Below are 25237 nucleotides of genomic sequence, written 5' to 3' on the forward strand. Positions count from 1 at the left end.
GGCTACGATGCTTGATGGGTGTAGCCGATCAGATCGTATCTTTTTGATTTAGTTCCATCGATTTAAGCAACAAAGCCTGTTCGATGCGACATATAAAAACCTCATAGTTTCAGTAAATTAACAAAGACTTATGTTGTCCATCGAACTTTTAATGTAAACAAGTTGTAAATGGTTTTCGTCCTTATTCTTTGTCGTTAGCTTTGTTTGTTCCTGTTAGCGGAATATGAAACAGGAACTAAAAAATTCCAAACAAAGACATGAGGTCAAAAATGGAAATACGCATTAATCGCCTATTTGCTGCTATGTTGGCAGTAGGCATTGCACCTGCCGTCTCGGCGTTTGATCCACTCTATTCTGAACAATGGCACTTAGACAACACGGGGCAAACTGCGTTTGCGGCTAATCCTGCTGTTGCTGGGAACGACTTAAACACTAAGCTCACTCAGGCAATGGGGATTGCAGGTGTTGGTGTGAAAGTTGCTGTTATTGATTCTGGAGTGCAGATCGATCACCCCGACCTTGCAGGTAATATAGTTACAGGTAGCAGAAACTTCGTCGAAGACTCTTCATTCCCACCAAGTTATCCGGTTGATACTAATGGTCATGGCACTGCTGTAGCCGGTTTGATTAGCGCCGTCGGCAACAACGGTGAAGGCGGACGCGGTGTCGCTTATCACTCTTCCCTCATCGGTTTTAACTGGTTAGCCAACCAGACATTAGAAGGCTGGTTAATCTCCCATGGCATGGACCCAGCAACACGCGATGTTCGCGTATTTAACCAAAGTTACGGTTTCAGCCCTATAAACCCGATTACTTTTGATGAAAGCGACCCTCAGCTAAAACTTGAAATGGACGTGATGAAAAACGTCAGCGAGAGTAACGCATGGGGTCGAGGTGCTGTATTTGTAAAGTCAGCAGGTAATGGTTACCGTTATTTCAATGCAGGGCGATTCTTCGTATTGCCAAGTAACTTCTTTGCTGGTGGAGACAATCAAGGCTTACCGATGCACAACTCTGCTCAGTCTTATGATAACGCCAATTACTTCAATCTAGTCACTAGTGCATTGCGAGCGGATGGTACGAGAGCGAGTTACTCATCGGTGGGGTCGAACGTGTGGGTTGCAGCACCAGCAGGTGAATATGGGCAAGATTTCCCTGCTATGGTCACCACTGATTTAATGGGTTGTGAAGAAGGGCAAAATACCAGTGATGGCCTTGGCATTAATGGGTTACACGGCGGAACGGAGCTCGATCCGAACTGTAACTATACCAGTACGATGAACGGAACCTCATCGGCTGCGCCAAACACATCGGGTGCCATCGCGGCAATCATGTCAACCAACCACGCACTTTCTGCTCGTGATGTACGTGCTTTACTAGCGGAAACAGCAAAAGTAACGGATAAAGCGCATCCAGGCGTACAGCTTGAATTTACTAACCATAAAGGTGAACAGGTTAGCTACGAGGCAATTGCCCCTTGGCAAAAAAACGCAGCAGGCGTAGATTTCCATACTTTTTATGGCTTAGGCGCTGTAGATTTAGATGAAGCGATGCAACGTGCTCGCATGACGAATCGTGTTTTGCCAACTCAAGTCATTACGCCATGGGTTAATAACGCTACAGAAGTAAGTGTACCCGATGCAAGTCTAGTTGGTGGTTCTTCAAGTATCGCCATTGCCGATGAGCTGACAGTAGAATCCGTTCAAGTGACATTGACACTGGACCACGCTCGTCTGCCCGACTTAGCTATCGAGCTCATTTCGCCATCAGGGACTCGTTCCGTTTTGCAAACACCGCGCAATGGTCTTGTTGGTCAATCTCTTGATTCATCGATTACTGGCTACAAAGATCAATTAATGTTGTCTAACCAATTTTATGGCGAAGATGCAAAAGGCGAATGGACGTTGCGAGCAATAGATACGAACGGCGATGAAGTCTATTCTTACATTGCATATTTCAACTCTTCCACCATCTATGACGTTCCGATGGCAAACAACGCTCAGCCCGGTGTTATTAAGAACTGGTCGATGCGCATATTTGGACACTAAGGAGTCAATAACATGAAATACAAATCATTTTCTATGCTGGCTCTCGTTATCATGACGTCGAGTGTATACGCTGAGCAACAGCTCTCTCAACAGCCTGCACCAGAACTGTTTGTGCCATCAGAAGCGGTTGAGATTAATGGCCAAGATTATCGAAAAGTGCAAACTGGCACTATTAGAACCCTATCTGAAGACGTAAAACTTCAAGCGGGTGATGAGGTGTTTAAGAATGCGTTTAGTAACGTATCCAAAGCCACTGGACTGGTTTATATCACCGTAAACAATCCTAACGAAGCGAAAGCAGTCGCCAAAGAGTTAAAATTAGAAGTTATCTTCGCAGAGGGGGAATCAGCGGTGTTAAAAGCATCTCAAGATCAAGATCTGCTAAGTATTAGCGACTACCTAAACGCAGACAGCCGGGTAAAAGCGTCTAAAATTGAACTAAACAGCGGTAAATACCGTGCACAATAATTCTCTAACAAGAGAAGTTGGCCTGTAAAACCATGCCTCAGCGATTGCTGAGGCATTTTTATGGGTAGGAACAGATAGGCTATTATTCTTTAATAACATTTCGCATAACCAGTATGATACCTAAACACCCTACTCGCCTGCGCCTGTCATTTCTTAAACAAAATAATTTCCGTTCTTAGCTCTTCTTCCGTGGTTTCCTTCGGGCTATTCAGATAGCGTTCGATTCCTAAAGGACTGGTTTTGACTTTCATACCACTCTGAAGAACCAAGTTCATCGCTAAAGCCCATGCATTTCCCAAAAACTGATATTCACCTCGGTGTTCAACGACAAATGTTTCACTCTCAGGAATGGTACCGGTAACCGCCCCTTGAGGCGCTGGTACTGAGTTATGAAGAGGAAAGCAAGTGATAAACTCGAATGTACCTTTCTGCATATCCATCGACTGGTAATAACAAAACAATTCACCATTCACGGATAGGGTTTCGTCACTAATTAACTGTTCTAGTTGCTGAACATGCTTCTCAATTACCGAACCTAATTCCTGCAAGCTAGCCACACCCTTGATCCCAATGTAATGAATTTGAGGCAACGTTCGGTTACCTATTTCGACTAAGTCTGAATGCACTCTTCCGGTTTCAAGCTTACTTTTGAGCATGCGTAACCCACGTTGATAATCCATCTCTATCATCGACTTAAACATACTTTTCAGAAAGAACAGATACCAAGGGACGCGAGATTGCATTTGCCATTCGACTAAACAGCCATTTTGTGACGGCGTCACGATTAGAGTCACCTTTCCATGGCTCTTGATTGGGCGAAAGAAATGTAGCTCCATATCTAATCGATGCTCTTGAGTACTTTCCAGTACAATCGCGCCAGTCCCAATACGCTGACCATTCCATTGATAACCAGCTCCAACGTGGCCCTGATTATCACTGAATGTCAGCTCGCAGCTTGGTTCAAGAATGATCCATGGTGACCAGCTGGGCCAGTTATTGAAGTTCTTGAGATAGCCAATAATTTCACTTTGATTCTTATTAATTTCAATACTTCGGCTGACCTGATAAGAGAGCATAACGGTTCCTCGAGTTTCCGCTTCACTAACTTCAGTCTAATTCAAATTCCAGTTTTTTCTTGTTTGACTACGGATTAGATGCGTACGACAAGAAAAATCCAGAGCGTTAATTCTCACTTGAATCAATACGCGCAAAGCTAAGAGCAGAACTCCACTTTTGCACTAAATCGAACACCATCATCGTCCAGTACTAACGCCCACCCCATCCGTTCACATATTCGTTGTACGATAACAAGCCCACAACCATAACCAGCGTTGTACGTCTCGTTGCCATCGTGACGGTTTAGGATCTTAAGCGCATGACCTTTCAACTCAATTTCAATATCTCCCACACTATAGCTAAAGGCGTTTTTAATCAGATTGTTGATAACAATGGTCACAAAACTCTCTGGTGCCTTCACTACACCACTATGTTGTTCGTGCAAAGCGTAGTTCGAATCTTGCTTGGCAAATAAAGGAGCCAGCTCTTCCAGTTGTTTTTGTAAACAAGTAAGAAGCTGATGCTCTCCGTAATGTTGAGGCTCTATTTTCTCTTTACCAAGTAAGAGAAACGCTTCTGTCAGTACACGCATCTCGTCACAAGCTGACTGCATCCTCGTGATGGCTTTTTGCGCAACTCGAGGTTGATCAGGGAGACGCGTCAGAATGTCTGTTGAGCCTTTAATCACCATGATTGGCGTTCTCAACTCATGCGATGCAAAACGGCTAAATTCTTGTTCTCGTTTGAAATAGCCCGCGATATCGTTCTTATTATCCAGCAAAGTCTGCTCTATCTGGCGTGTTTCGCTGAACTTAGTTTCAACTTGGAAAGCGGGTTGATCCGGTGACATTTGGCTAATTTTGTCTTCAATTTGCGCTAATGGCCGAGACAATATTCGCACCATGTAAATGCCATACCCAACCATGACAAATGAAAACAAACCACCGAGCAGCAGCGTAAACTGATGCAGCGAGCTTTCGTATTCGTCCAAGTAATCATCGGAGTCATCTTGAAATACAATGTACATAAGCCCCTTCCCTGAGGGGTGGTTCAATACAACAAAGTGTTTGTCTTCTTCACCAAGCAGGTATTCGTAAAAACCAGGTGAAGTAAAAGAGAGCAACCAATCGGGTGTCGGTGCTTCACTCCAATATGAGTTGAATTCCAATACGTTTGGCAATGGCGCATCCCAGCCCTGTTTCTCGAAATTCTCACTATAAAGCGCAGCTTCAGTATCTAGCCAGTGATGTAAACTCAGCACTTCCAGTTTGTTTTCTGCCACATAAATCAGCGACCAAAAAAGAGTAAACATCACAAACGTCATGACCCCAAAACCCCAACGGATCTTGCGATAAATGCTTGGATATTCGTTATGCTTTAAGTCGGTAACCTTGTCCATGAATAGTCTCTAATCGTGATTCTTCAAAACCTTTGTCTAGCGCGGTTCTTAAACCGTAAATATGGCTACGAAGTGCATCACTTCCGGGTGGTTCGTCTCCCCACACACTATCGATCACTTCTGTGCGCGAGACCGCTGCTGGAGCACGTTGGAGGAGCAATTTTAAAATTTTAGTTTGAATTCGACTCAGCTTAATTTCTTTGTCTTTTCTCGTTACTTTTCCTGTCCGCGCATCTAAACAAATATCTGCAAATTTGAGCGTTCCGATATCTTGTCTTGGACCACGATTAGCCAAAGCATGAACACGCAAACTGAGCTCTTCCATCGCAAATGGCTTCATTAAATAATCATCTCCCCCCGCTTTAAAAGCCGCGATTTTGTCCTCTAGCGTATCTTTTGCCGTTAGGAAGAGAATTGGCGTTCCACATAACTTATCTTGTCGAAGCTTCTGTACCGTACTGATGCCATCGAGCTTCGGCATCATGATATCCATGATGATTACATCGTAATGATTTTCCTCGATTAACTTAATCGCAGCCTCTCCATGAAACGCACAATCGATAATCATGCCTTCTAGCTCAAGATAGTCTGCAATCGTCTCCGAGACGTTATGGTTGTCATCTACAATTAAAATTTTCATAAAATCACATTTCTTCACGATCTCTTCACGATATGCCCAATAAGATACAGGCAATTTCCTAAACTCGCTCGTAAATTGAGGTTAATACAATGAAAAAACTCGCTCTTATTTCTGTAGTAGGTTTGGCATTGTCTGGTTGTGGTGGTTCAGGTGGTGGCAGCAATAGCGATAGCACATCAACTCAACCAGCAGTGAAACCAAGTGTAGCGATTGGCTCTGTTGAAGCGGTCAACGCTGAAGAAAGCACGTTAACCGTCAATGGACATACGTATCGTGTGTCTGAGGTGGTTTATGACGACACACAAGTGCAACTGGCCGATGTAAAACCAAAAATGGTGGTTCGCGTAGGTTCAGATATTCGGCAAACTTCGGACAATGGCGTCCGAGTCATACTTGAACCAACCATTACTGGACGTGTGACAGCAATTGATCATGTGAAGAAAAAATTCACGGTAAACGGCGTAGAGCTGCAGTTTGACGATTTAAGTGATGATATAGAGGTCAACGACTGGGTGATGGTGTCATCATTGCCAACTGCTGATGCGGGTTATCGAGTGTTGTCTGTGGTCGAGCTCGACGTAGATAACGATTACCCAGCACTTGATAACGACTACGAACTGGAAGGCCGTATTACCAGTATCGATGCAAATGCTGGAACATTTAAGTTAGGTGGAAAAGTAACGGTGACATATAACAACGTTAACCAGCTTAGCATTGGTCAATGGATTGAAGCCGAAGGTGAAATGCAAAACGGTATCTTCATGGCACATGAGGTAGAAGTTGAAGGCTACGACGTCATAAGCAATGACAGCGATGTGGAAGGCATCGTCACTTGGGTTGCAAATGACTACAGTGAGTTCTCACTAAACTACCGAGGTGCATTCTTCATCGATAACGCAACACGATTTGAAGATGGCAGCAAAGCGAACCTAAAACAAGGCCAAGAAGTGGAAGTAACGTCTGTCATGAAAAATGGCAATCGCATCGCTACCGTTATTGAGTTTGAGCAACCAGACTTTGACGATAACAACCAATGGCAAGGTAAAGAATTTGAATGTGAAGGATACGTATCAAACTACGATGCTGAAGCAAGAACATTTGAAATCGAGCATTGTGAGAATGATGCTGATCAAGTACTAACTAACACCACCGTTGTGATTGATGCACAAACACGCTTCCAAGGCATTGAAGAACTTAACCTAAATGGTGCTCGTGTCGAAGTCGAAGGTGTGATCATTAACGAGCAAAATATTGCCCGTGAAGTGGAGTTAGACGTTTACGACAACTAATCCCTTCTACGCTTAAGAAAAAGTGTCACTTCGGTGGCACTTGTTCTTTTCACCTTACTTTGCTTCCCAAGCTCAAACCAACAAATTCTCAGTCAAAGCCTTTTCTCTCCGTTACACTTTACCTATGTTTCACAACATTGGTGACGAATATGAAAAAACGCAACCTCATTTTGTTAATCTTGTTTTTTGGTTCAGCCACGAGCTTAGCTAGCGTTATGGATCCTGACTGCGATGCAGAAAAGGCAGCTAAAGCCGCTGCGACAAAAGCCGTGGTTGGTGTTGGTGGTCGCTGTACGCCTAAAGAGGCACTGAAAGATACCGCAGTTGATGCAGGAAAAGACAAATTGCCAGATGAAGGGGTGGCGGGTAAAGCTGTTGATGCAATTACACCGGAAAAAGAGAAGAAAACGGTGAAAGACGTAACCAAAAAGCTCAATAAAGATTGATACGCTTTCTTGTCGTTAACTTTAATAGCGAAACTCCCCCCTCCCCAAAAAAAGAGCGCCGATTGACGCTCTTTCCGAACTCTAATAGATAACCAATTATGCGGTTTCTGCTTCACCTATCCAATGATAATGGTGGTTAGCTTTTTTCCCCACTAAACCGAGCTCTGCCAATTCTTCAAATACCTTGTCTACCTCTTCCGCAGACAGCCTAAACTGTTTAGCAACGGCTTTTTTGGTGCACGTAATTTGATGCGTTTTAAGTGCATCGCTAACTTGCTCTAACAAGGTTTTCGGTTCCTTTGGTTCTTCTGGCTCCGGCGCTACTGGTATTTCTTGCTCTTCTTCCTCTTTTATATGAGGAAGATAACCCGCAGGCGCTGGGTCTATATCGCGAACTGTTTTCAATATCATGCCCTCATTTCTGCGATAGAAATATCGGAACCGTTGCTCTTCACCAATCAAGCCAACAAAAAATGCAGCAAAGAAGTCCAAAAGAATCGAAAGAAATACAACCAAGCCAAGCTGAGCTTGCTGAGAGGTGGTACCAAATGCGTTGGCTAGGCTATCAATCAAACCAATCACTGAGCCTTGCGTAACCGGCGGTAAACTATCACGCTCCATAGCCAAGCGTTGCTGCTCTTCACGTAAGGTTTTGTTTTGATCCTGAATGCGAGTTACACCAGTCGCGATACGCTCCATCTCGATGTATTTCTGCGCTGCCATATTGTTGAGCTCAATCTGCTTATCGATTGCCGCAATCTGACGATTAAACGCTTCCACTTTCGCCTGCTCTACCGAAATATGACTTTGTGCACTATTGGTTGCACTATTAATGCCACCAATACTACCGCCAATGGAAATCGCAGCTAAGACTAAATAAAACACGAGAGCGGTTGCTGCTCCTGTGTAGTTGCGATGGGCTCGGCGCTCACCGTATTCATACCAAGCGTAAAATTTACCCGCTTCAAAAATGATCGCTAAACCACCAAATAAGGTTTGCATCATCGGATTTTCGTCGATAGACAAAAATAGCAATAGAGAAAAAATAGTCGATGCTAAAATCGCAGCACCAGTGAATGCGTATACACTCACCATGGCAAATCGACCTTTAGGGTATCGATATCCAATCTGTTGTTCGTATTTCATTTGAGAAATTTCTTAAGATTAATCGCCCCTCCTACTAAGTAGGACGGACGTTTCTGGCATGTACAAAGGAGCGCAGAATACCGTATCCTTTATTAAATTACTGTCATAATTCCGTTAATGGAAAACAAGTGAAGATTCGGTAGGCATTTTGAATCGATATCAGCCAAATCTAGCACGTAAAAACACCACCACGACACCCACTAACCGAAGCTTCAGTGACATATAAGAGAGATTAATTCGGTATCTTCAAAAGCGACTAGGCAAGACTGACAAGTTGAATTGGAGGTTGTGAATATCAGCCGAATCAAGACATTAAAGCGTTAAAAATAGACAATAAAACAAATAACGCACACTTGCATCACCTTTTAGTAAACTGATAATTACATTGTTTGGTTAATTTGTTAGTATCCCGCGCCGAAGAAGATAAGCACTCAATTGTATGGAAAACACTCTAATACAGCACAAACACCATCGCTTGCACGCTATTGCGGTTATTATCGCGGTGTTGTTTCAGTTGTATTTAGCGTCCACAGCCGCTCTTAACCCTACACAAGTTCACAGCACAACTTGGCTCAACAAAGTCCAAAGTGAAAAGGTTTTACTGTGTACCGCAGATGGTTTCAAATGGGTGGATATCAATACGTTGATTGAGGCTAACGCTCAATCTTCTTCTAAGCTTATCCAAGATCTTAACTTACACGACGGCTTTCAGTTTGAATGCCCGCTTCTTCAAGCTGTTCAATTCTTTCTTCTGGTTGCGATTGGGCTTTACCTGACAACCATCCATTGGCTGCGCCGAGTAAAGTATGCACTGACGACTTATCACTTTTCAAAATGCGATAAGCTCGTTTACAAACACATCGCGCCTAAGCACTCTCCGCCGAGTGTTTTTCCTGCCTAACAGGCATCTAATCATTGACAACTTTATTCAAAAATAACGATGACTCTGTTTGTTGTCCATTCAGAGAAGCTATTAATTCAAAAGGAAAAACACATGCTTAAATCATTAAAAACCGCCGCTATCGCGCTTATTGCTGTCATCGCTAGCCCACTGAGTTTAGCGCACGATTATGAAGCAGGAAAAATTCATATCGACCATCCATGGAGCCGCGAAGCGCCACCAAACGCACCTGTTATCGGTGGTTTTTTTCAATTAACCAACCACGGTGACAGTGAAGATGCATTGATCGTAGCAGAAAGCCCAATCGCAGGGCATGTCGAAATTCACACGCATAAGAAAGAAGATGGTGTGATGAAAATGATTAAGATTGACGAAGTGCGCGTTCCAGCCAATGACTCAGTGTTGTTTAAGCCAGGCAGCTTCCATTTAATGATTTTTAACCCAACACAAACTCTTAAAGAAGGCGACCGCTTCCCTATGACGTTAACATTCAAAAACGCGGGTAAAGTGGAAGTAGAAATGGCGGTTGAAAAACAAGGTCACATGGAAAAACACATGCACCATTAATGACGTAAACAAAAGTGCCCGCTGATTTAGCGGGCATTTTTATCTCAGCTTAGTCAAAATCATTATTCCGGTAGATCCTAACTCGACTCTTCAGAATAATGGTGATGAATAACGCTCGGCGAAACGGGGTCACATATCATAACAGCGTGCTCGGGCAAGAGATTCTAAATCACGCTCGTCCCTCACTATTCAGAATGACCTTGAAAGACTTAAGATCCTAAAAAGGTTCCCTACCCGCTTAAAACTCAACCTCTCGACAAAGTTCTCCAACCATCACTTGGCAAGCCTAAATGAAATCATAAGTTTGGCAACAAAGACCCACTGTTAATCGGCTTTCTTTCTACTTGAAACAAACCTCAGCCCAACGAGCTAAGCCGGCAGTTACTGAGCCAAAATAGTTTCCACTGACAACCGGAATACTTGGCAGTACGGTTTGCACCGCATCGCGCAAGATTGGCGAGCGTGCCGAACCTCCAGTCATAAAGATAGCATCGGGTTTAACTCCAGCTTGCTCTACCGCTTCTGTCACCAACGCCGTCATTTTATTCTTTGGCGACTGGATCGCTTCGATCATTTCGTCACGTTGTACATCAACTTCAATCGTTTCTGATAGTAAGTTGATGCCAGTTCGGTAAGAAGCTTGTTCTGAAAGTGCCACTTTTGCCTCTTCGGCACGGCGAACAATGTTGTAGCCTAAAGACTCATGATACACCTCTAGCAAACGAGCAAGTTTTTCTGGCTCTTGAGCCTGCTTTTGAAGCAACTTTAACGCTGATAGGTTCTCTCGCGAATAGAAGTCACTCTGCGCTTCTACATTATTGATTGCTATCGGGTTCCAGAATTGGGTAGTCGGCATCACAATGCCTGACTCCATTTTACTTCCCATGCCAAAAGGGAACATGAGCTGCTTAAATGCTAGCGCGATATCAAGATCATTCCCGCCGACACGCTGGCCACTGTGAGCTAACAAGCTTGCGGTCCTATCTGCTTTGCCGCGCCAAGACGGTCCCATTTGGATCAACGAACAGTCCGTTGTACCACCGCCAATATCGACTACTAGAATGATTTTATCTTCGCTGAGTGTCGCTTCATACTCTAGGCCCGCCGCGACAGGCTCAAACTGAAACTCCACATTTTGGAAGCCCGCACGTTTCGCTGCCCGCAACAAAATGCGTTCAGCCTGAATGTTAGCCGTTTCACCGCCACGCCCATGAAAGTTAATTGGTCTGCCGATCACAGCATCGGTAATACTTTGCTGCGCATCGTTTTCGGCTTGAGACTTAATATTGTCCATCATCGCGCAGACAAGGTCTTCGAAGAAAGCCAATTGCACATCACGCAAGCCAGATGCACCAAGAAAAGACTTCGGCGATTTCACATAATAGATATCGCGAGGATCTTCCAAATAGAGATTAAGTGCAGCCTGACCAAACGCGATGTCGTCGGATTCTAAGTCAATACTTTCTTCTCGGTTTAAATTGATTGCCCGGCGTAAAACCTGCTCACCAACTTGATCTAATGGTTTAATATCTCGATGGCGAAATAAATGCTCGGATACCGATTCACGAGTCGGTGCAGCAAGGGTGGAAGGAATAAAAGGGCTGTTTCCTTCCAGATTAAGCAGTACTGGATCACCCGATTCCATTTTAGCCACTGAACAGTTTGCAGTACCATAGTCAAAGCCGATAAACATTGTTTCTCCCACTGTCCCACTGATTAGTGGCCTTTTGAGCGTTAAAAAGCTGGCAATGCTAACTTAATGGCATAAGAATTACTATCCCAAAATCAAGTGCAATTTAACGTGGAAAATCTATCTAAGGTACACTACTTTCTCTTTTTGCAGATGGCACAACAACCGCTACCAGTAAAGCTAACAGCAGGAACACAGGGCTAAGCATTAATCCATGCCAGATTGAATACCCATCATGGAACAGCCAGAATATACCAAGCGTCAGTAGGTACGAAAAGTAGCTGCAAAACACCAAGCTAATCGCGACAAAGCGCTTTTGATTAATAATAAGAATCCGCACTAGATACTGGCTAAGAATACCAGAGCAGCGCATGGCAAGTTGCCAATTAATGATAAAGAAAGCAAGCGCAATAAACCCAGCTACGACCAGTGCATCATGCGTACTTAAAATGAAGTAGCTACCAAATCGGCTTATGATGACCGGATAATCGCCTTCGTATATCGTTGACCAAGATATTGCGTTCGCTGCTGCTACGTAATTGGCAAAATAAGCAATAGCGTAGAAAGTCGTTTGAGAACTGAACGGCTGAAATACATCCCTACAAAATCCTCGCCATTCTTCTTTGTTGGCGGTAGGCCCAACCCAGTCACGTTTTTTTTGAGCGGTACGCCCGGCAAACGCAGGCCCGTTGCGAAACAACAGCCAAAATATATAGAGTGCAAGTATAACCAAAAGTATTGAAAACATACCCTTCCCCCTCATAAATTATCGGCGCCACTGCCAATGGCGTTGGGGTCGTAAACTGCACTTCCCTGCTATACCTATTTGATTTATCAAAGACTTATTATTTTATTACCACCAAAATTCATTTAATGGCATGCTAAACAGCAACATTTTCACGCTTTGTGCGTGAAGTTCGAAAGCCTACTTTTAGGTTTAGCACAAAAATAACTACAGCAAAGCGTAAGAGAGGGATTCCGCACCCATCAATGAAGATGAGGCGTTAAGCAGAAGCTGTGACCGCAATGAGAAGAGAAGGATTCAAAGCGGCCATGCATGGGCAAGAGGAGCAACTATTTCTCTAATTTTTCTTCAAATACACCAATCTCTCTGCCCAACCAAATCGCGCGTTCTGTGTGATCGAGCAACTCTTCTTCGCTTACTGGGTGAATGAGCACAGAAAAATCGCCTCGAATCGTATCAAGCCACGCCAAGAACTCTTCACTCAATGATTCTAGGTGAATTTCAAACATCGGCATTTTGTGTGGGCCAACTAACCTTCCAACTAATGGAAACACACGCAGCACATCTTGACGCTCTTGACGGATGATCTCGTTCAAGGCTTGCGCTTTATCTTGTTCTCTTAGGGGAAAATAAACATGAGCGTGGTACATAACTTCTCCATAATCACTTCCGCTTGAGCACCACCTACTTTGGATAAGCTCAAGGACTGCCGAGGGTATACATTTGTAATGCCGTCACCCTACCTTGATTCCACTCAGTTGGGAAGAAGTTATGCATTCTCATAAGGTCGAGGCTTCGAGCACAACAAAAATTTGCAATTCATCATATAGCAACTGTTTGAGTTGATTCATTAATAATGACTCACTTTGTCAAATTTTACAGCCAAATTTTGTTGCAAATATGTTTCATTAACCAGTAATTAAATTCGAGTTTAAAAATACCACCAACAAAATAGCAGCATATTACTCTGCAAAATCAGGGTGTAAGCAAAACTTTACTACTGAGCGAAAGTCAAAATGAAGCATAATTTAACAATTTGTTTACACTTATTGTATCTGGCTATACCACGATTTAGTTAGAGGGTTAGATACAGAAAAGCCTTTCTCTGTATCTTGCGGTGAAATGGTCGCAGCGATGTTATCGACAAATAGTTTAAGGGACGAACAGATGCCTACCGCTATCGAAAGCACACGCAACCTTAGGTATGGCCTTTGCGCTGATATCAGAGTTTGAGTACCCATACAAACTCTGGTTTTGTATGAACAGCTGCAGTCCAAAAGACCCGCAGCGTCAAAAGGAGCTTGAGATGAACGTTCAGGCATTACCCATGCATCGGTTTATCGACCATCGTGGGGACCTAGTCGGCCAACTACCCAACTGGGCTGACACTGAAACATTGGTCGGGTTTTACCGAGATATGGTATTAACTCGCACTTACGACAACAAAGCAGTTGCCTTGCAACGCACCGGTAAGCTAGGGACCTATCCCTCACACTTAGGCGCGGAAGCCATAGGCATTGCGGTCGGCAGAGCACTTAAAGCCGATGATGTGTTTGTCCCTTACTACCGCGATATGCCTGCGATGTGGTGTCGTGGCATTGGCATGGAAAAGAACCTTCAATACTGGGGTGGCGATGAGCGCGGGAGTGATTTTGCTCCTGAGGGCAGTCCGGTTCCTAGCCGAGACCTTCCCTACTGTGTACCCATAGCGACGCAATGTACGCATGCTGTCGGGGTGGCTTCCGCGCTAAAAATTCAAGGTAACCATGAAGCTGCGCTAGTCATGTGCGGCGATGGTGGTACATCCAAAGGGGACTTTCTTGAGTCAATAAACTGCGCAGGTACTTGGAATATTCCACTTGTTTTCGTCGTAAACAATAACCAGTGGGCAATTTCAGTGCCGCGTAGTCTCCAATGTGCCGCCGATTTCTTATCAGAAAAAGCGCAAGGTGCAGGTATACCGGGTATTACTGTCGATGGTAACGATGTCGTCGCCGTTTATGATGCAACTAAAACCGCCCTTGAGAGAGCAAGAAAAGGGAAAGGCGCAACACTCATCGAAGCGGTGAGTTACCGACTGAGTGACCACACTACGGCCGATGATGCGACTCGTTATCGTAAAGAAGATGATGTTCAAACTGCATGGCAATACGAACCTATCGCACGCCTTAAAACGTATCTCCTTAATCAAGGCGCTTGGAGCGACGAACAAGAACAGCAATGGCTAGATTACTGTAAAGAGCAAGTAGAGTTAGCTGTTGAACGCTATCTGAGCTTACCGCCACAAGCACCAGAAACCGGTTTCGATTACTTGTATGAATCGCTACCTCAAGAGCTTCATGCACAAAGAGATGAACTCATCAACAAGGCAATGAGAATGCAGGGAGGCAGACATGGCTGAGCTAACGTTGGTTGAAGCAGTAAACCTTGCCCTGCACCACGAAATGCAACAAGACCCCAATGTTGTCGTACTAGGTGAAGACGTGGGCGATAATGGTGGTGTATTTCGTGCCACTGTTGGACTCAAGCAAGAGTTTGGTCTTAAACGAGTCATCGATACGCCACTCGCTGAAGCCTTAATCGGCGGGGTTGCGGTCGGTATGGCAACGCAAGGATTACGACCTGTCGCCGAATTTCAGTTTCAAGGTTTCGTTTTTCCTGCGATGGAGCACTTAATGTGCCACGCGGCTCGAATGCGTAACAGAACTCGCGGTCGGCTCACTTGTCCCGCGGTTTTTCGTGCGCCATTTGGCGGCGGTATCCACGCTCCGGAACACCACTCAGAAAGCGTGGAAGCGCTATTTGCTCACACTGCTGGATTTAAAGTGGTGATTCCTTCTTCTCCACAACGCGCATACGGCTTACTTCTCGCTGCAATTAGAAGCAATGATCCCGTCATGTTCTTCGAACCGAAGCGCATATATCGCACCGTTAAATCTGAAGTCGTTGATAACGGCGAAGCACTCCCACTCGACACCTGCTTCACCTTGCGTAAGGGGCGAGATATCACGCTCGTTACTTGGGGCGCATGCGTCGTAGAGTCACTTCAGGCCGCGCAAACCTTGTCTAGTCAGGGAATTGAAGTCGAGGTGATTGATTTGGCGAGTATTAAGCCAATTGATACCGCGACGATTTTCAGCTCACTAGAAAAAACTGGACGTTTACTCGTTGTTCATGAAGCGAGTAAAACTTGTGGTGTGGGCTCTGAGCTATTAGCTCGAACCGCTGAACATGCCATGTGCTTACTTAAAGCCCCACCTAAACGAGTAACTGGAATGGACACCATTATGCCTTATTACCGTAACGAAGATTATTTCATGGTTCAGGAAGAAGACATTGTGACCGCGGCGCGCGAACTCGTGGAGGATTGGAAATGAAGACGTTTAATTTACCCGATCTCGGTGAAGGTCTCGCTGAGTCAGAAATTGTCAAATGGCACGTTAATGTCGGAGACATGGTTAAATTAGATCAAGTGATCTTAACCGTAGAGACAGCAAAAGCGACGGTAGACGTCCCTGCCCCCTATTCGGGCCGTGTGGTCAGCCGTCATGGTGAGGAAGGTGAAATCGTCAATATTGGTGCATTACTGCTAGAGATTGATGAAACAGGTGCCGGGAGAGAAGTAATGGCAGAGAAAAAAGCCACTGCTGACGCCGCAACCGTCGTCGGTAGCGTTTCTCACCAAGCGCATCATGTTAACGTTGATGATTTCTGGATTGGTGGCAACCACAACACGACAGAAAGCAACCTCGTTACCGCCCTGCCTTCGGCTCGCTTGTTGGCACAAAAACTTGGGGTAGATCTTAACCTCGTGTCAGGTAGTGGCCCGAACGGACTTATCGTTGATGCCGATATTTACGACGAAGCCGGAAAACAGCGTCCAGGCACCGAAGTTTTGAAAGGCGCTCGACGTACCATGGTGTCGTCTATGACCGAATCGCATGAACATGTTGCAGCCGTAACCATTACGGAAGAAGCGTTGTTGGAAGATTGGCTGCCAAACGAAGATATCAGTATCCGCCTTGTTCAAGCTATTGTTCATGCGTGTCAAGAAGAGCCTGCTTTAAACGCTTGGTTTGATGCCGAAACCATGACACGCTGCGTACACACAACGGTCAATGTAGGAATTGCAGTAGATAGCCGTCATGGATTGTACGTACCAGTTTTGCGCCACGCAGATGAATATGAGCCACAAGATATTCGTCGTTGGCTCGATCAAACCGTTGAAGGGATCAGAGAGAGAAAAATCGGTCGTGAGCAATTGCAGCACGCGACGATTACGCTTTCCAACTTCGGCGCGATTGCCGGTATTTACGCAACACCTGTCGTCACACCGCCACAAGTCGCTATTGTCGGCGCGGGCCGAATACTCGACCGAGTTGTGATAAGAAATGGTCAAGCAATTTCGGTGAAAGCAATGCCGCTATCCGTAACGTTTGATCATCGCGCTTGTACTGGTGGTGAAGCTGCAAGGTTTACGAAAGTACTTGCAGAGCACCTGCAACGTCCGAGCGAAAAGTAACTTATTAAAATCAAATGATAAAGGCTTCCAATTTGGAAGCCTTTTGTTTTAGGGAACAAGACTATATCTACAGCTTCTCTAACAGCTCAGGCATTACCACAAACAAATCGCCGACCAATCCATAATCTGCAATGTCAAAAATAGGCGCATCAGGATCGCTATTAATTGCAACAATCACCTTGGAATCTTTCATTCCCGCCAAATGCTGGATCGCTCCAGAAATTCCGACGGCAATGTATAACTCCGGTGCAACAATTTTGCCGGTTTGCCCGACTTGATGGTCATTAGACACATAGCCCGCATCGACCGCCGCTCGTGACGCCCCTACCGCTCCACCTAGCTTGTCCGCCAATTGTTCTACTAAAACAAACTTCTCTTTACTCCCGAATGCACGCCCCCCCGACACCACTACTCTAGCCGCTGGCAATTCTGGTCGCTCACTTTCTGGCGTTTGTTGCGAAACAAACTCACTAAGTTTATTGATAATCACCGTGTCGACTTGAGTAAGCTTAGGGACAACTGGCGTGTCAGATAGCTCTGCGGCATCAAAAGCCGTACTTCTTATGGTCATCACTTTATAGGGATCATTCGACGTGACTCTCGCCAATGCATTTCCAGCATAAATTGGACGAATCACCGTATCGATAGACTCGATTGTCATCACGTCAGAAAGTTGACCAACATTAAGCAACGCCGCCACACGAGGCATCACATTCTTACCAAATGTACTGGCAGGAGAAAGAATATGTGAGTAGTTTTTGGCTACTTGTGAGATCAAAGGTGCGATATTTTCCGCTAATCCATGTTCATATCCCTTCGCATCAACCCAGATAATTTCTGCAACACCCTGAACACAATTCAACTCATCCAAAACTGATTGGCACTGATATCCAATAAGCAACACAGAAACAGGAAGCGATTTATCATCATCCTTAATCTCAAATGCCGCTTTAATTGCACACAGCGTCCCTACAGCCAACGATTGGTTGTCATGCTCTGCGAGCACAAGTGTTGCTAATGGTCGGTCTTCCATGGTCATGCCTCATATAACACGTCAGATCCATTACTTGAGCTTAGTCCACTTCACGTTAACGTCAACTGAGCTATAGTTTTCTGTATAGAAACCAAAACCTGTCACGCAGATGACGATAATAGAAAGGAAGCATAAAGATGGAACGAGAATGCATGGAGTTTGATGTCGTGATCGTGGGGGCCGGACCTGCAGGCTTAAGCGCCGCTTGTCGGCTAGCTCAACTCAACCAAGACAGTGAAGGTGACGCACTTTCAATTTGCGTTGTAGAAAAAGGCTCAGAAGTGGGCGCACATATTTTATCTGGCGCTGTTTTTGAAACTAGTGCCTTAGATGAGCTTTTCCCCAATTGGAAAGAAATGGACGCCCCGCTAGCAGCCTCAGTTCAACGAGATGATTTCCTTTATCTTACTACTGAACAAAACCATATTCGCGTTCCCCACTTCCTTACACCGCGTCCAATGATAAATGGCGAGAATAATTACGTAATTAGCCTTGCCAACCTTTGCCGTTGGCTCGCTAACCAAGCAGAAAATCTTGGGGTGGAAGTTTTTCCGGGCTTTGCCGCTGCAAGCATCAATTATGATCAGACTGGCGCCGTGACAGGCATTAACACGAGCGATATGGGACTAGATAAGAACGGCCAGGCCAAACCTAACTTTGAACCAGGTATCGAGCTAAGGGCAAAATACACCCTTTTTGCTGAAGGTTGTCGCGGACATCTGGGTAAAGAACTTATTCAAAGGTTCGACCTAGACGCAGGAAAGCAACCACAGCACTACGCGCTTGGCCTAAAAGAGATATGGGAGTTACCCACTGACAGTAAGGATGTATCTGGCAGTGTTATCCACTCCGCTGGCTGGCCCTTGAGTGAAACAAATACCACAGGCGGCGGTTTTCTCTATCACATGGAGAACAACCAAATCGCCGTCGGGCTTATTGTCGACTTGAATTACAGCAATCCTTACTTGAGTCCGTTTGACGAATTTCAACGCTTTAAGCACCATCCTGCTATTGAACCACATTTGAAAGGTGCTCAGCGCATCGCTTACGGCGCAAGAGCCATTGCGAAAGGTGGGCTTTCCTCTCTGCCGAGACAGCAATTCCCTGGCGGTTTATTGATTGGTTGTGATGCGGGGACTTTGAACGTCGCAAAAATTAAAGGCAGCCACACAGCAATGAAGTCCGGAATCATTGCAGCAGAAGCGGTACATACGGCCCGACAAACTGGAGCTTCTGAGCCAGACTACCAGTCGTTGTTTGAATCATCATGGTTGTATGACGAACTCGCCGAAACGCGTAACTTTGGCGCGAACATTCATAAGTTTGGCAGCATACTTGGCGGTGCTCTTTCGACTTTTGAACACAACCTGTGGCAACCACTGGTTAAGAAGCCGTTACCTTGGTCTATCAAGGACTATTCGCACGATCATGAGCAGTTAAAACCTAAACAAGAGTGCCACCCAATTGCATACCCAAAACCAGATGGTGAAATCAGTTTTGATAAGCCTTCGTCGGTATTTTTGTCGGGAACACAGCACGAAGAGAATCAACCTTGTCACCTTGTTCTGACTTACCCTCACATTCCAATTGATGTGAATTTAGGTATGTATGACGAGCCGAGCCAGCGCTATTGCCCTGCAGGGGTTTACGAAGTGGTGGAAGTTGAGAGTAAGTTGAAGTTTCAGATAAATGCCGCCAACTGCGTGCATTGCAAAACCTGTGACATCAAAGATCCTTCGCAAAACATCACGTGGAAAGCACCAGAAGGTGGCGGCGGACCAAGCTATCAAAACATGTAGATACGTTAGTATGTTGACGATCTAACAAATGGATAAACAAACCGATTGGCAGAGCCTCATTACTCCTGCCAATCGACAAAATGATCAAGCAAGAAGTCGATAGCCAATCGCGCTCGTAGTGGTAGAAAGTGACGATTCTGATAAACAATCCAGCTGCTGTTGCCGCTTCCCCAATACGGCTCTAGTATTGGCACCAAACGACCAGACGAAATAGCATCGTTGAAACTACTCTTCGGTAAGTACGCCACACCTAATCCTTCTGCACAGGCTTGCAAGACCGTGTGTGCGTTATTGCTCTTCCATCTGCCCTGCACTTTTACGCCATCTAAAGGCTTGCCGTCTTTTTCAAACAACCAAACGTCCTTATTGGCAATAATGCAGCTATGACGCTTGAGTTGCTCTGGGTGCGTTGGTAAACCATGTTCATCGAGATAACGCTGACTGGCTGCCGCTGCCATGGGACGATCCACCAGCTTTCTCGCAACCAAGCCTGAATCACTCAACCTGCCGTAACGAATGGCAAAATCGAAACCATCTTCAATAAAGTTGACCATGCTGGTGTTGAAGTTAATTTCAACCGTGAGATTAGGATGTTGCTTGGCAAACGCCATCAAGGCAGGCGCTACATGGTTCTCAGAAAACGCACCAGCGGCACTCACGCGTAACGTACCACTCAACTGAGTTTGCTGCGTGGTGAGCTGTTCATTGGCTTGCTGAAGCCAAATCACCAATTCTTTACACTGCTGATAATACGCTTGCCCCGCTTCCGTTAGACTCACCATTCTTGTCGAACGGGCTAACAAAGCGACACCTAATCGCTCTTCTAATCTTGTGACTTGGCGACTGACATGACTGGTACTGCAACCTAACTGTTTTGCCGCTGCAGAAAACCCTAAGCTCTCAGCAACCGTAACAAACTCATTGATGCCTTCAAAACTGTCCATACTTACCTTTGCTATATAGCAATAATGTTTTGCCAATTAATCGTATTATCACTTATTTGTTTAGCAATTAGTATGAAGGTGTTCAACAAATACACGTAAGCCAAAAAGGAAACCATCATGAAGAAAGTACTCATCATTGTGACGAACCATGCGACTCTTGGTGAAACTGACCAAGCAAACGGAACTTACGCGCCAGAGCTCACTCATGCCCTTAGCGAGCTACTAGGTGCAGGCTTCGATTACGACATTGCCTCTATCAAAGGTGGACAAGCACCACTGTACGGAACCGACATCGAAGGCGACGCAGTCAACGAGAAAATTTTGGCGGATGATGATTTCCAGAACCGCATCAACAACACGATTCCAGTGTCACAAATCAACGGTGACAACTACGATGCGATCTTCTATCCGGGTGGTTTTGGTCTTCTTTCAGACCTAGCGAGCAACGAAGATTTTGCCAAGATTTCTGCAAAACACTATGAAGATGGCGGTATTGTGGCTGCAGTTTGTCATGGTCCGGGCGCTCTTCTACCTATCACGCTTAGCAATGGCGAAAAGCTACTTTCGTCTAAATCAGTAACAGGCTTCACTCGTGAAGAAGAGATCGACTTCGGCACCATCAACGATATCCCATTCCTATTGGAAGAATCTCTTGCACGCAGCGCAGCGCGCTACTCTAAAGTGCAACCATGGCAAGAGTTTGTAATTGTGGATGATCGTGTCATCACAGGTCAAAACCCAACGAGCGCACACGGCGTAGGCAGAGCGATTGTTGAACACCTAGCTTAAACGCGCCGGAAAGTACAACCATCCTAGAAGAGGAAAGCGTGCTTTGTCATGCTTTCCCTTGCTACAGGCGATCGCAAGATGCGCTTATACTTCTACCCCTGCTTCATCTTCTTCTACGATATCCGTTTCTTGGTTCGCCTCTTCCAACCATTGCTGTAAAGATTCACTTGCTAGCACCTTTTGTTGGTAAGCTTTGGCACCTTCCGATAACTCGATGCCGTAAGTTTGGAAACGCAATGCCACAGGTGCATACATAGCATCCGCTATCGACCATTCTCCAAATAGCCAACCGTTTGGATGCAGTTCTGCTTGCTCTGCCCAAATGGCGTCAATACGAGCAATATCTTTAAGCGCACCCTTCGCTAAGTCGACTTTTCTGTGTGCGCGGATGTTCATTGGGAGTTCGTTTCTTAAATCAAAGAAACCCGAATGCATTTCTGATGCAATGGCGCGTGCTTTAGCTCGTTCTGCGGAGTTGCTTGGCCAAGCTTTACCTTGTAAATATTGCTCGTTAACGTATTCCAAAATCGCTAATGAATCCCACACGGTTGCGTCACCATCCACCAAGGTAGGTACTTTCGCGGTTGGTGTAATACCTTCCAAGGTCTTATAAAAATCTTCTGTGAATAATTTGAGCTTGGTGACTTCGACATCTAGTTTGAATTGAGAAAAGATCAACCATGCGCGCAGTGACCAGCTTGAGTAGTTTTGATTAGCAATAAACAGTTTCATGACGCCTCCATGCGGTTCGTGTTTTGATTACCCATTCACAATATCTGATTGTATTTAAGGGGACTAACGGATAGTTTTGATGGAACACTTCAACAAAAACGATGGATGAGTTTTAGATATGGATATCGATGCGTTACGCAGCTTTCTGGCTTTTGTAGAAACGGGCAGTTTCACTCGTGCAGCCAAGCAGATTAATCGTACCCAATCAGCGTTCAGTGCACAAATGCGTAAGCTAGAAGACGAACTCAGCGTCAGCTTGTTTGAAAAAGAAGGTCGCAACCTAGTATTGAGTGAAGCAGGGCTGGCACTGCGCTCTCACGCCGAGCAATTGGTTAACTTGCACAATCAAGCACTGAAACAGGTGAAACGTTATGAAAACAAGCGCCCTCTTCGCTTAGGTTGCCCTGAGGATTACAATGACAATATCTTGCCTAAAGTCATCCGCGTATTACAGCAATCTGAGCCCACATGTTCGATTCAAGTCTTTAGTGAGCCGAGCATCACCTTGAGAGAAAAACTTGATGAAGGAAAGCTAGACGCCGCTATTGTGACAAGAGCACCGGACAGTGAGGAAGGTTACTGGCTAGCAAGCGACAAAGGCGTGTGGATTGCTCATCCTGATTTTGACATCGAGCAAGCCCAACCTCTCCCTCTCGCCCTATTCCAAACCGACTGTAAATACCACGCGGCAGCGGTAGACGGATTAACCAAACGTGGCACTCCTTATCAACTACTGGCGTGTTGCAATACGGCCTCTGCACAACGAGCGATTGTACGTTCAAGCATGGCTATCGGTGCGATGGGCAGTATTAGCGTTAGCGAGGATCTTAAGATCTTAGACGATATGCCATCGCTGCCTTCCGTGGATATCGTGTTGGTCACGGGTGTCGAGCCTCATCCGATACTGGATAAAGAATGCTTGGCGCAATTGGTTGAGTTAATGGCTTAACTGGATTCGCTAACCAATCACAAAGTTAAATTCGCCCGTTAATCGCCCGTCGATTCGTATAGTCTCAAACTGTAGATAATCACGGGCTTTGCCACCCCACCATTCATCACCAGTATTGCCTCTTAAGTACAACTGAGTGGTCAGAAGCTCTTTGTTACCCCGCCACAACTTAACGTGAATGTGCGGCGGACGAGAGGCATAAGGCACGGGGTACAAAGTCTGAAACAAGTAACGACCATCCGATTGGGTTTCTGCCGCGCCAAAGCCTGCAAAGTGGGCATCAAACTTATCATTATTTGGCTGCTTAGGATGATCGTAAATCCCCTGCCCATCGCATTGCCAGATTTCTACTTTGATGCCTGAAACTGGGTTTCCCGATATATCTACGACTTTGCCTTGCAGCACGATAGGCTCACCGACCAAGCCCTCCGATTGCAGAATCAAGTTTTGACGAAGAGGAATGTCCACTACTGGATAAAATGGCCCTTCTGTTTGTGCAGGCGTCGGCCGCATTGGTGTCGTCGCTTTTAAAGAGGGTGCGAACAACAATGTCCACAGCGCTAAAAAGTGTCTTCTTTCCATGGTGCCACCAATGCAATTACGTTGAATTAAGTTTGGTGGAACTTGAGAAATTTGCCATGACGAATATAAAAAATGCCCCTGCAAGAGAGTCATTTGCAGAGGCACTGTGGAACTAAATTGAGTGTTGATTGAAGGTTTATGCGGCTTCGAACGCCAATGCTTTCTTCTCTACCTGACGGAAAATGAGAGTTAGCACACCATTTACCGTTAAATAAAATGCGCCCGCAATACCAAATACCGTCAACGTATCGTAAGTTTGTGCATTAATGCGCTGCGCGTAACCCATCAGATCCATGATCGTAATCGTGCTTGCTAGTGACGTACCTTTGAAGACCAAAATCACTTCATTCGAGTATGCCGGAACAGCACGACGAATAGCGTATGGCAACAGCACTTTCAGTGTGGCAGTTTTGTTCATGCCTAATGCACGACACGCTTGCCATTGACCGGAAGGAATCGCGTTAAACGCCCCTTTGAACAACTGAGTACTGTACGCCGCGGTATTCAACGCTAACGCCAACATCGCACAGAACCAAGGTTGGCTTAACCATGTCCAGAATACGCTTTCTCTTACAGCATCAAACTGACCCGGACCGTAGTACACCAAGAAGATCTGTACCAACAAAGGCGTACCAGTGAACAAGGTAATGATGCCACGGCTTACCCAATGCAAACCCGGAGTACGTAGGATCAGAGTCAGCGTCATCATCAGAGCTAAGAGACAGCCCACCACCAAAGAAGCAGCGGTCAATTGAAGGCTAGTGCCTAAGCCATCCAGCATTTGCCAAACGTGTTGTTCGTTCATGCGGTTGCCTCCTGTCCCATACTCATGCCTTGAATTGAGAACTTCTTATCAATCAGTTTTACAGCACGTTGCGTAATCAAAGTAATGCCTAAGTAAATCGCCGCAGCAGTTGCGTACCATGTAAACGCTTCATGCGTCGCTGCAGATGTTAGCTGCGCTTGCTTCAACAAATCCGTTACGCCAATCAGTGATACAAGTGCGGTATCTTTCAGCAAAACCAACCATTGGTTAGTTAAACCTGGTAGTGCGTGTCTTACTGCTTGTGGCAAAACAATGCGAACAAAAGCGTGTGCTTGACTGATGCCGAGTGCACTTGCTGCTTCTCTCTGCCCTCTTCCAACGGCTTTCAATGCGCCACGTAGAGTTTGAGAAGCATAGGAAGCGAAGATCAATGACAACGCCACCACGCCAGACAAGAACGGGCTAACTTCAATAAAGTCGCCGGTGATTAAAAACAGAACCTGCGTCGAACCAAAATAGATAAACAACACGACAAGGATTTCTGGCAAACCGCGTACAATCGTCACAAACGCCGTCATTGGCCATTTAACGAAAACGCGGCGAGACATTTCACCACTGGCGAATACCACTGCCAGAATCAAACCGACTAAGAGGCTTGTGAAGGCTAGCTGGACAGTCATCCAACTAGCTTGAACAAGCGATAAAGAGTAACCCGTTAGTGCCATA

26 protein-coding genes are annotated in these 25237 nt (G+C 45.5%); 12 read left to right on the forward strand and 14 right to left on the reverse strand.

Translation table 11 applies throughout. The annotated features are described in order from the left end of the window. Positions 1-269: 269 nt before the first annotated feature. Together R7Q39_RS22440 and R7Q39_RS22445 are read left to right on the forward strand one after the other, a co-directional pair. Positions 270-2048 (forward strand): S8 family peptidase, encoded by a 1779-nt coding sequence (locus R7Q39_RS22440; RefSeq protein ID WP_318076886.1) that lies wholly within the window; start codon positions 270-272, stop codon positions 2046-2048. 12 nt (positions 2049-2060) lie between these two features. Beyond that, positions 2061-2516, forward strand: coding sequence for a hypothetical protein (locus R7Q39_RS22445; protein WP_005375850.1), 456 nt, complete (start codon positions 2061-2063; stop codon positions 2514-2516). A 146-nt stretch (positions 2517-2662) separates the two neighbouring features. Here R7Q39_RS22445 and R7Q39_RS22450 read toward each other — a convergent pair whose 3' ends face one another. The 3 genes from R7Q39_RS22450 to R7Q39_RS22460 all read right to left on the reverse strand — a co-directional run bounded on the left by R7Q39_RS22450 (position 2663) and on the right by R7Q39_RS22460 (position 5611). Further along, a complete protein-coding gene (locus R7Q39_RS22450) occupies positions 2663-3592 on the reverse strand; it encodes an SRPBCC family protein (protein WP_318076887.1) in 930 nt (309 codons plus the stop codon). A 137-nt stretch (positions 3593-3729) separates the two neighbouring features. Continuing rightward, positions 3730-4971, reverse strand: a complete 1242-nt coding sequence (locus tag R7Q39_RS22455; RefSeq protein ID WP_017634216.1) for a sensor histidine kinase — start codon at positions 4969-4971, stop codon at positions 3730-3732. After that, the gene (locus R7Q39_RS22460; RefSeq protein WP_017820242.1) at positions 4943-5611 is read right to left on the reverse strand and encodes a response regulator transcription factor; all 669 of its coding nucleotides are present in this window, start codon (positions 5609-5611) and stop codon (positions 4943-4945) included. The genes R7Q39_RS22455 and R7Q39_RS22460 overlap by 29 nt, the downstream gene beginning before the upstream one ends. 89 nt (positions 5612-5700) lie before the next feature. Here R7Q39_RS22460 and R7Q39_RS22465 point away from each other — a divergent pair, with 89 nt between their 5' ends. Together R7Q39_RS22465 and R7Q39_RS22470 are read left to right on the forward strand one after the other, a co-directional pair. Then, positions 5701-6900, forward strand: coding sequence for a DUF5666 domain-containing protein (locus R7Q39_RS22465; protein WP_318076888.1), 1200 nt, complete (start codon positions 5701-5703; stop codon positions 6898-6900). A 149-nt stretch (positions 6901-7049) separates the two neighbouring features. Beyond that, positions 7050-7346, forward strand: a complete 297-nt coding sequence (locus R7Q39_RS22470; RefSeq protein ID WP_086047333.1) for a hypothetical protein — start codon at positions 7050-7052, stop codon at positions 7344-7346. Positions 7347-7442: 96 nt separating this feature from the next. Here the strand turns inward: R7Q39_RS22470 and R7Q39_RS22475 are convergent, their stop codons facing one another. Continuing rightward, positions 7443-8492, reverse strand: a complete 1050-nt coding sequence (locus tag R7Q39_RS22475) for a Preprotein translocase subunit SecY (RefSeq protein ID WP_086047332.1) — start codon at positions 8490-8492, stop codon at positions 7443-7445. 439 nt (positions 8493-8931) lie between these two features. Here R7Q39_RS22475 and R7Q39_RS22480 point away from each other — a divergent pair, with 439 nt between their 5' ends. Both R7Q39_RS22480 and R7Q39_RS22485 read left to right on the forward strand, forming a co-directional pair. Next, positions 8932-9393: a hypothetical protein gene (locus tag R7Q39_RS22480; protein WP_005388493.1), complete on the forward strand. Its 462-nt coding sequence runs from the start codon at positions 8932-8934 to the stop codon at positions 9391-9393. Between the two features lie 93 nt (positions 9394-9486). Next, positions 9487-9960 carry a copper chaperone PCu(A)C gene (locus tag R7Q39_RS22485; RefSeq protein ID WP_318076889.1) on the forward strand — a complete coding sequence of 158 codons (474 nt, stop codon included), beginning with the start codon at positions 9487-9489 and terminating at the stop codon, positions 9958-9960. Between the two features lie 340 nt (positions 9961-10300). Here R7Q39_RS22485 and yegD read toward each other — a convergent pair whose 3' ends face one another. From yegD to R7Q39_RS22505, 4 genes are all read right to left on the reverse strand, one after another. After that, positions 10301-11653: a molecular chaperone gene (yegD, locus tag R7Q39_RS22490; protein ID WP_005375838.1), complete on the reverse strand. Its 1353-nt coding sequence runs from the start codon at positions 11651-11653 to the stop codon at positions 10301-10303. Between the two features lie 121 nt (positions 11654-11774). Continuing rightward, positions 11775-12398, reverse strand: coding sequence for a hypothetical protein (locus tag R7Q39_RS22495; RefSeq protein ID WP_086047331.1), 624 nt, complete (start codon positions 12396-12398; stop codon positions 11775-11777). A gap of 326 nt (positions 12399-12724) precedes the next feature. After that, on the reverse strand, positions 12725-13045 hold the full coding sequence (locus tag R7Q39_RS22500; protein WP_005375836.1) for a DOPA 4,5-dioxygenase family protein: 321 nt from the start codon (positions 13043-13045) through the stop codon (positions 12725-12727). Positions 13046-13441: 396 nt separating this feature from the next. Then, entirely contained in the window at positions 13442-13636 is a 195-nt protein-coding gene (locus R7Q39_RS22505) for a hypothetical protein (RefSeq protein ID WP_127891143.1), read from the reverse strand. A 65-nt stretch (positions 13637-13701) separates the two neighbouring features. Between R7Q39_RS22505 and pdhA the strand changes: the two genes are divergently transcribed. From pdhA to R7Q39_RS22520, 3 genes are read left to right on the forward strand one after another with little or no spacing between them, the layout of a single operon-like run. After that, positions 13702-14796 (forward strand): pyruvate dehydrogenase (acetyl-transferring) E1 component subunit alpha, encoded by a 1095-nt coding sequence (gene pdhA / locus R7Q39_RS22510; RefSeq protein ID WP_025998586.1) that lies wholly within the window; start codon positions 13702-13704, stop codon positions 14794-14796. Beyond that, positions 14789-15772, forward strand: coding sequence for an alpha-ketoacid dehydrogenase subunit beta (locus R7Q39_RS22515; protein WP_017634235.1), 984 nt, complete (start codon positions 14789-14791; stop codon positions 15770-15772). Before pdhA ends, R7Q39_RS22515 begins: the two co-directional genes overlap by 8 nt. Beyond that, positions 15769-16917: a dihydrolipoamide acetyltransferase family protein gene (locus tag R7Q39_RS22520; RefSeq protein ID WP_085568971.1), complete on the forward strand. Its 1149-nt coding sequence runs from the start codon at positions 15769-15771 to the stop codon at positions 16915-16917. The genes R7Q39_RS22515 and R7Q39_RS22520 overlap by 4 nt, the downstream gene beginning before the upstream one ends. Positions 16918-16984: 67 nt before the next feature. Here R7Q39_RS22520 and R7Q39_RS22525 read toward each other — a convergent pair whose 3' ends face one another. Further along, positions 16985-17950, reverse strand: coding sequence for an electron transfer flavoprotein subunit alpha/FixB family protein (locus R7Q39_RS22525; protein WP_005375829.1), 966 nt, complete (start codon positions 17948-17950; stop codon positions 16985-16987). Positions 17951-18087: 137 nt separating this feature from the next. Here R7Q39_RS22525 and R7Q39_RS22530 point away from each other — a divergent pair, with 137 nt between their 5' ends. Beyond that, positions 18088-19749, forward strand: a complete 1662-nt coding sequence (locus R7Q39_RS22530) for an electron transfer flavoprotein-ubiquinone oxidoreductase (protein ID WP_258490102.1) — start codon at positions 18088-18090, stop codon at positions 19747-19749. A 59-nt stretch (positions 19750-19808) separates the two neighbouring features. Here the strand turns inward: R7Q39_RS22530 and R7Q39_RS22535 are convergent, their stop codons facing one another. Next, positions 19809-20693: a LysR family transcriptional regulator gene (locus R7Q39_RS22535; RefSeq protein ID WP_206957571.1), complete on the reverse strand. Its 885-nt coding sequence runs from the start codon at positions 20691-20693 to the stop codon at positions 19809-19811. A 117-nt stretch (positions 20694-20810) separates the two neighbouring features. Between R7Q39_RS22535 and R7Q39_RS22540 the strand changes: the two genes are divergently transcribed. Continuing rightward, the gene (locus R7Q39_RS22540) at positions 20811-21482 is read left to right on the forward strand and encodes a type 1 glutamine amidotransferase domain-containing protein (RefSeq protein ID WP_005375824.1); all 672 of its coding nucleotides are present in this window, start codon (positions 20811-20813) and stop codon (positions 21480-21482) included. 84 nt (positions 21483-21566) lie between these two features. On the opposite strand, the gene R7Q39_RS22545 is transcribed toward R7Q39_RS22540, so the two are convergent. Further along, positions 21567-22214: a glutathione S-transferase family protein gene (locus tag R7Q39_RS22545; RefSeq protein WP_005375815.1), complete on the reverse strand. Its 648-nt coding sequence runs from the start codon at positions 22212-22214 to the stop codon at positions 21567-21569. A 118-nt stretch (positions 22215-22332) separates the two neighbouring features. On the opposite strand from R7Q39_RS22545, the gene R7Q39_RS22550 reads away from it, so the two are divergent. Then, positions 22333-23163 carry a LysR family transcriptional regulator gene (locus tag R7Q39_RS22550; RefSeq protein ID WP_213916930.1) on the forward strand — a complete coding sequence of 277 codons (831 nt, stop codon included), beginning with the start codon at positions 22333-22335 and terminating at the stop codon, positions 23161-23163. 9 nt (positions 23164-23172) lie between these two features. On the opposite strand, the gene R7Q39_RS22555 is transcribed toward R7Q39_RS22550, so the two are convergent. The 3 genes from R7Q39_RS22555 to artQ form a co-directional block, all read right to left on the reverse strand. Beyond that, positions 23173-23745 (reverse strand): protocatechuate 3,4-dioxygenase, encoded by a 573-nt coding sequence (locus tag R7Q39_RS22555; RefSeq protein ID WP_318076890.1) that lies wholly within the window; start codon positions 23743-23745, stop codon positions 23173-23175. 136 nt (positions 23746-23881) lie between these two features. After that, positions 23882-24550 carry an arginine ABC transporter permease ArtM gene (artM, locus tag R7Q39_RS22560; protein WP_005388569.1) on the reverse strand — a complete coding sequence of 223 codons (669 nt, stop codon included), beginning with the start codon at positions 24548-24550 and terminating at the stop codon, positions 23882-23884. Next, positions 24547-25236: an arginine ABC transporter permease ArtQ gene (gene artQ, locus R7Q39_RS22565; protein ID WP_005388570.1), complete on the reverse strand. Its 690-nt coding sequence runs from the start codon at positions 25234-25236 to the stop codon at positions 24547-24549. Before artQ ends, artM begins: the two co-directional genes overlap by 4 nt. Position 25237 lies beyond the last annotated feature (1 nt).

It is taken from the genome of Vibrio sp. 947 (genome assembly GCF_033339115.1).
Classification (GTDB): domain Bacteria; phylum Pseudomonadota; class Gammaproteobacteria; order Enterobacterales; family Vibrionaceae; genus Vibrio; species Vibrio alginolyticus.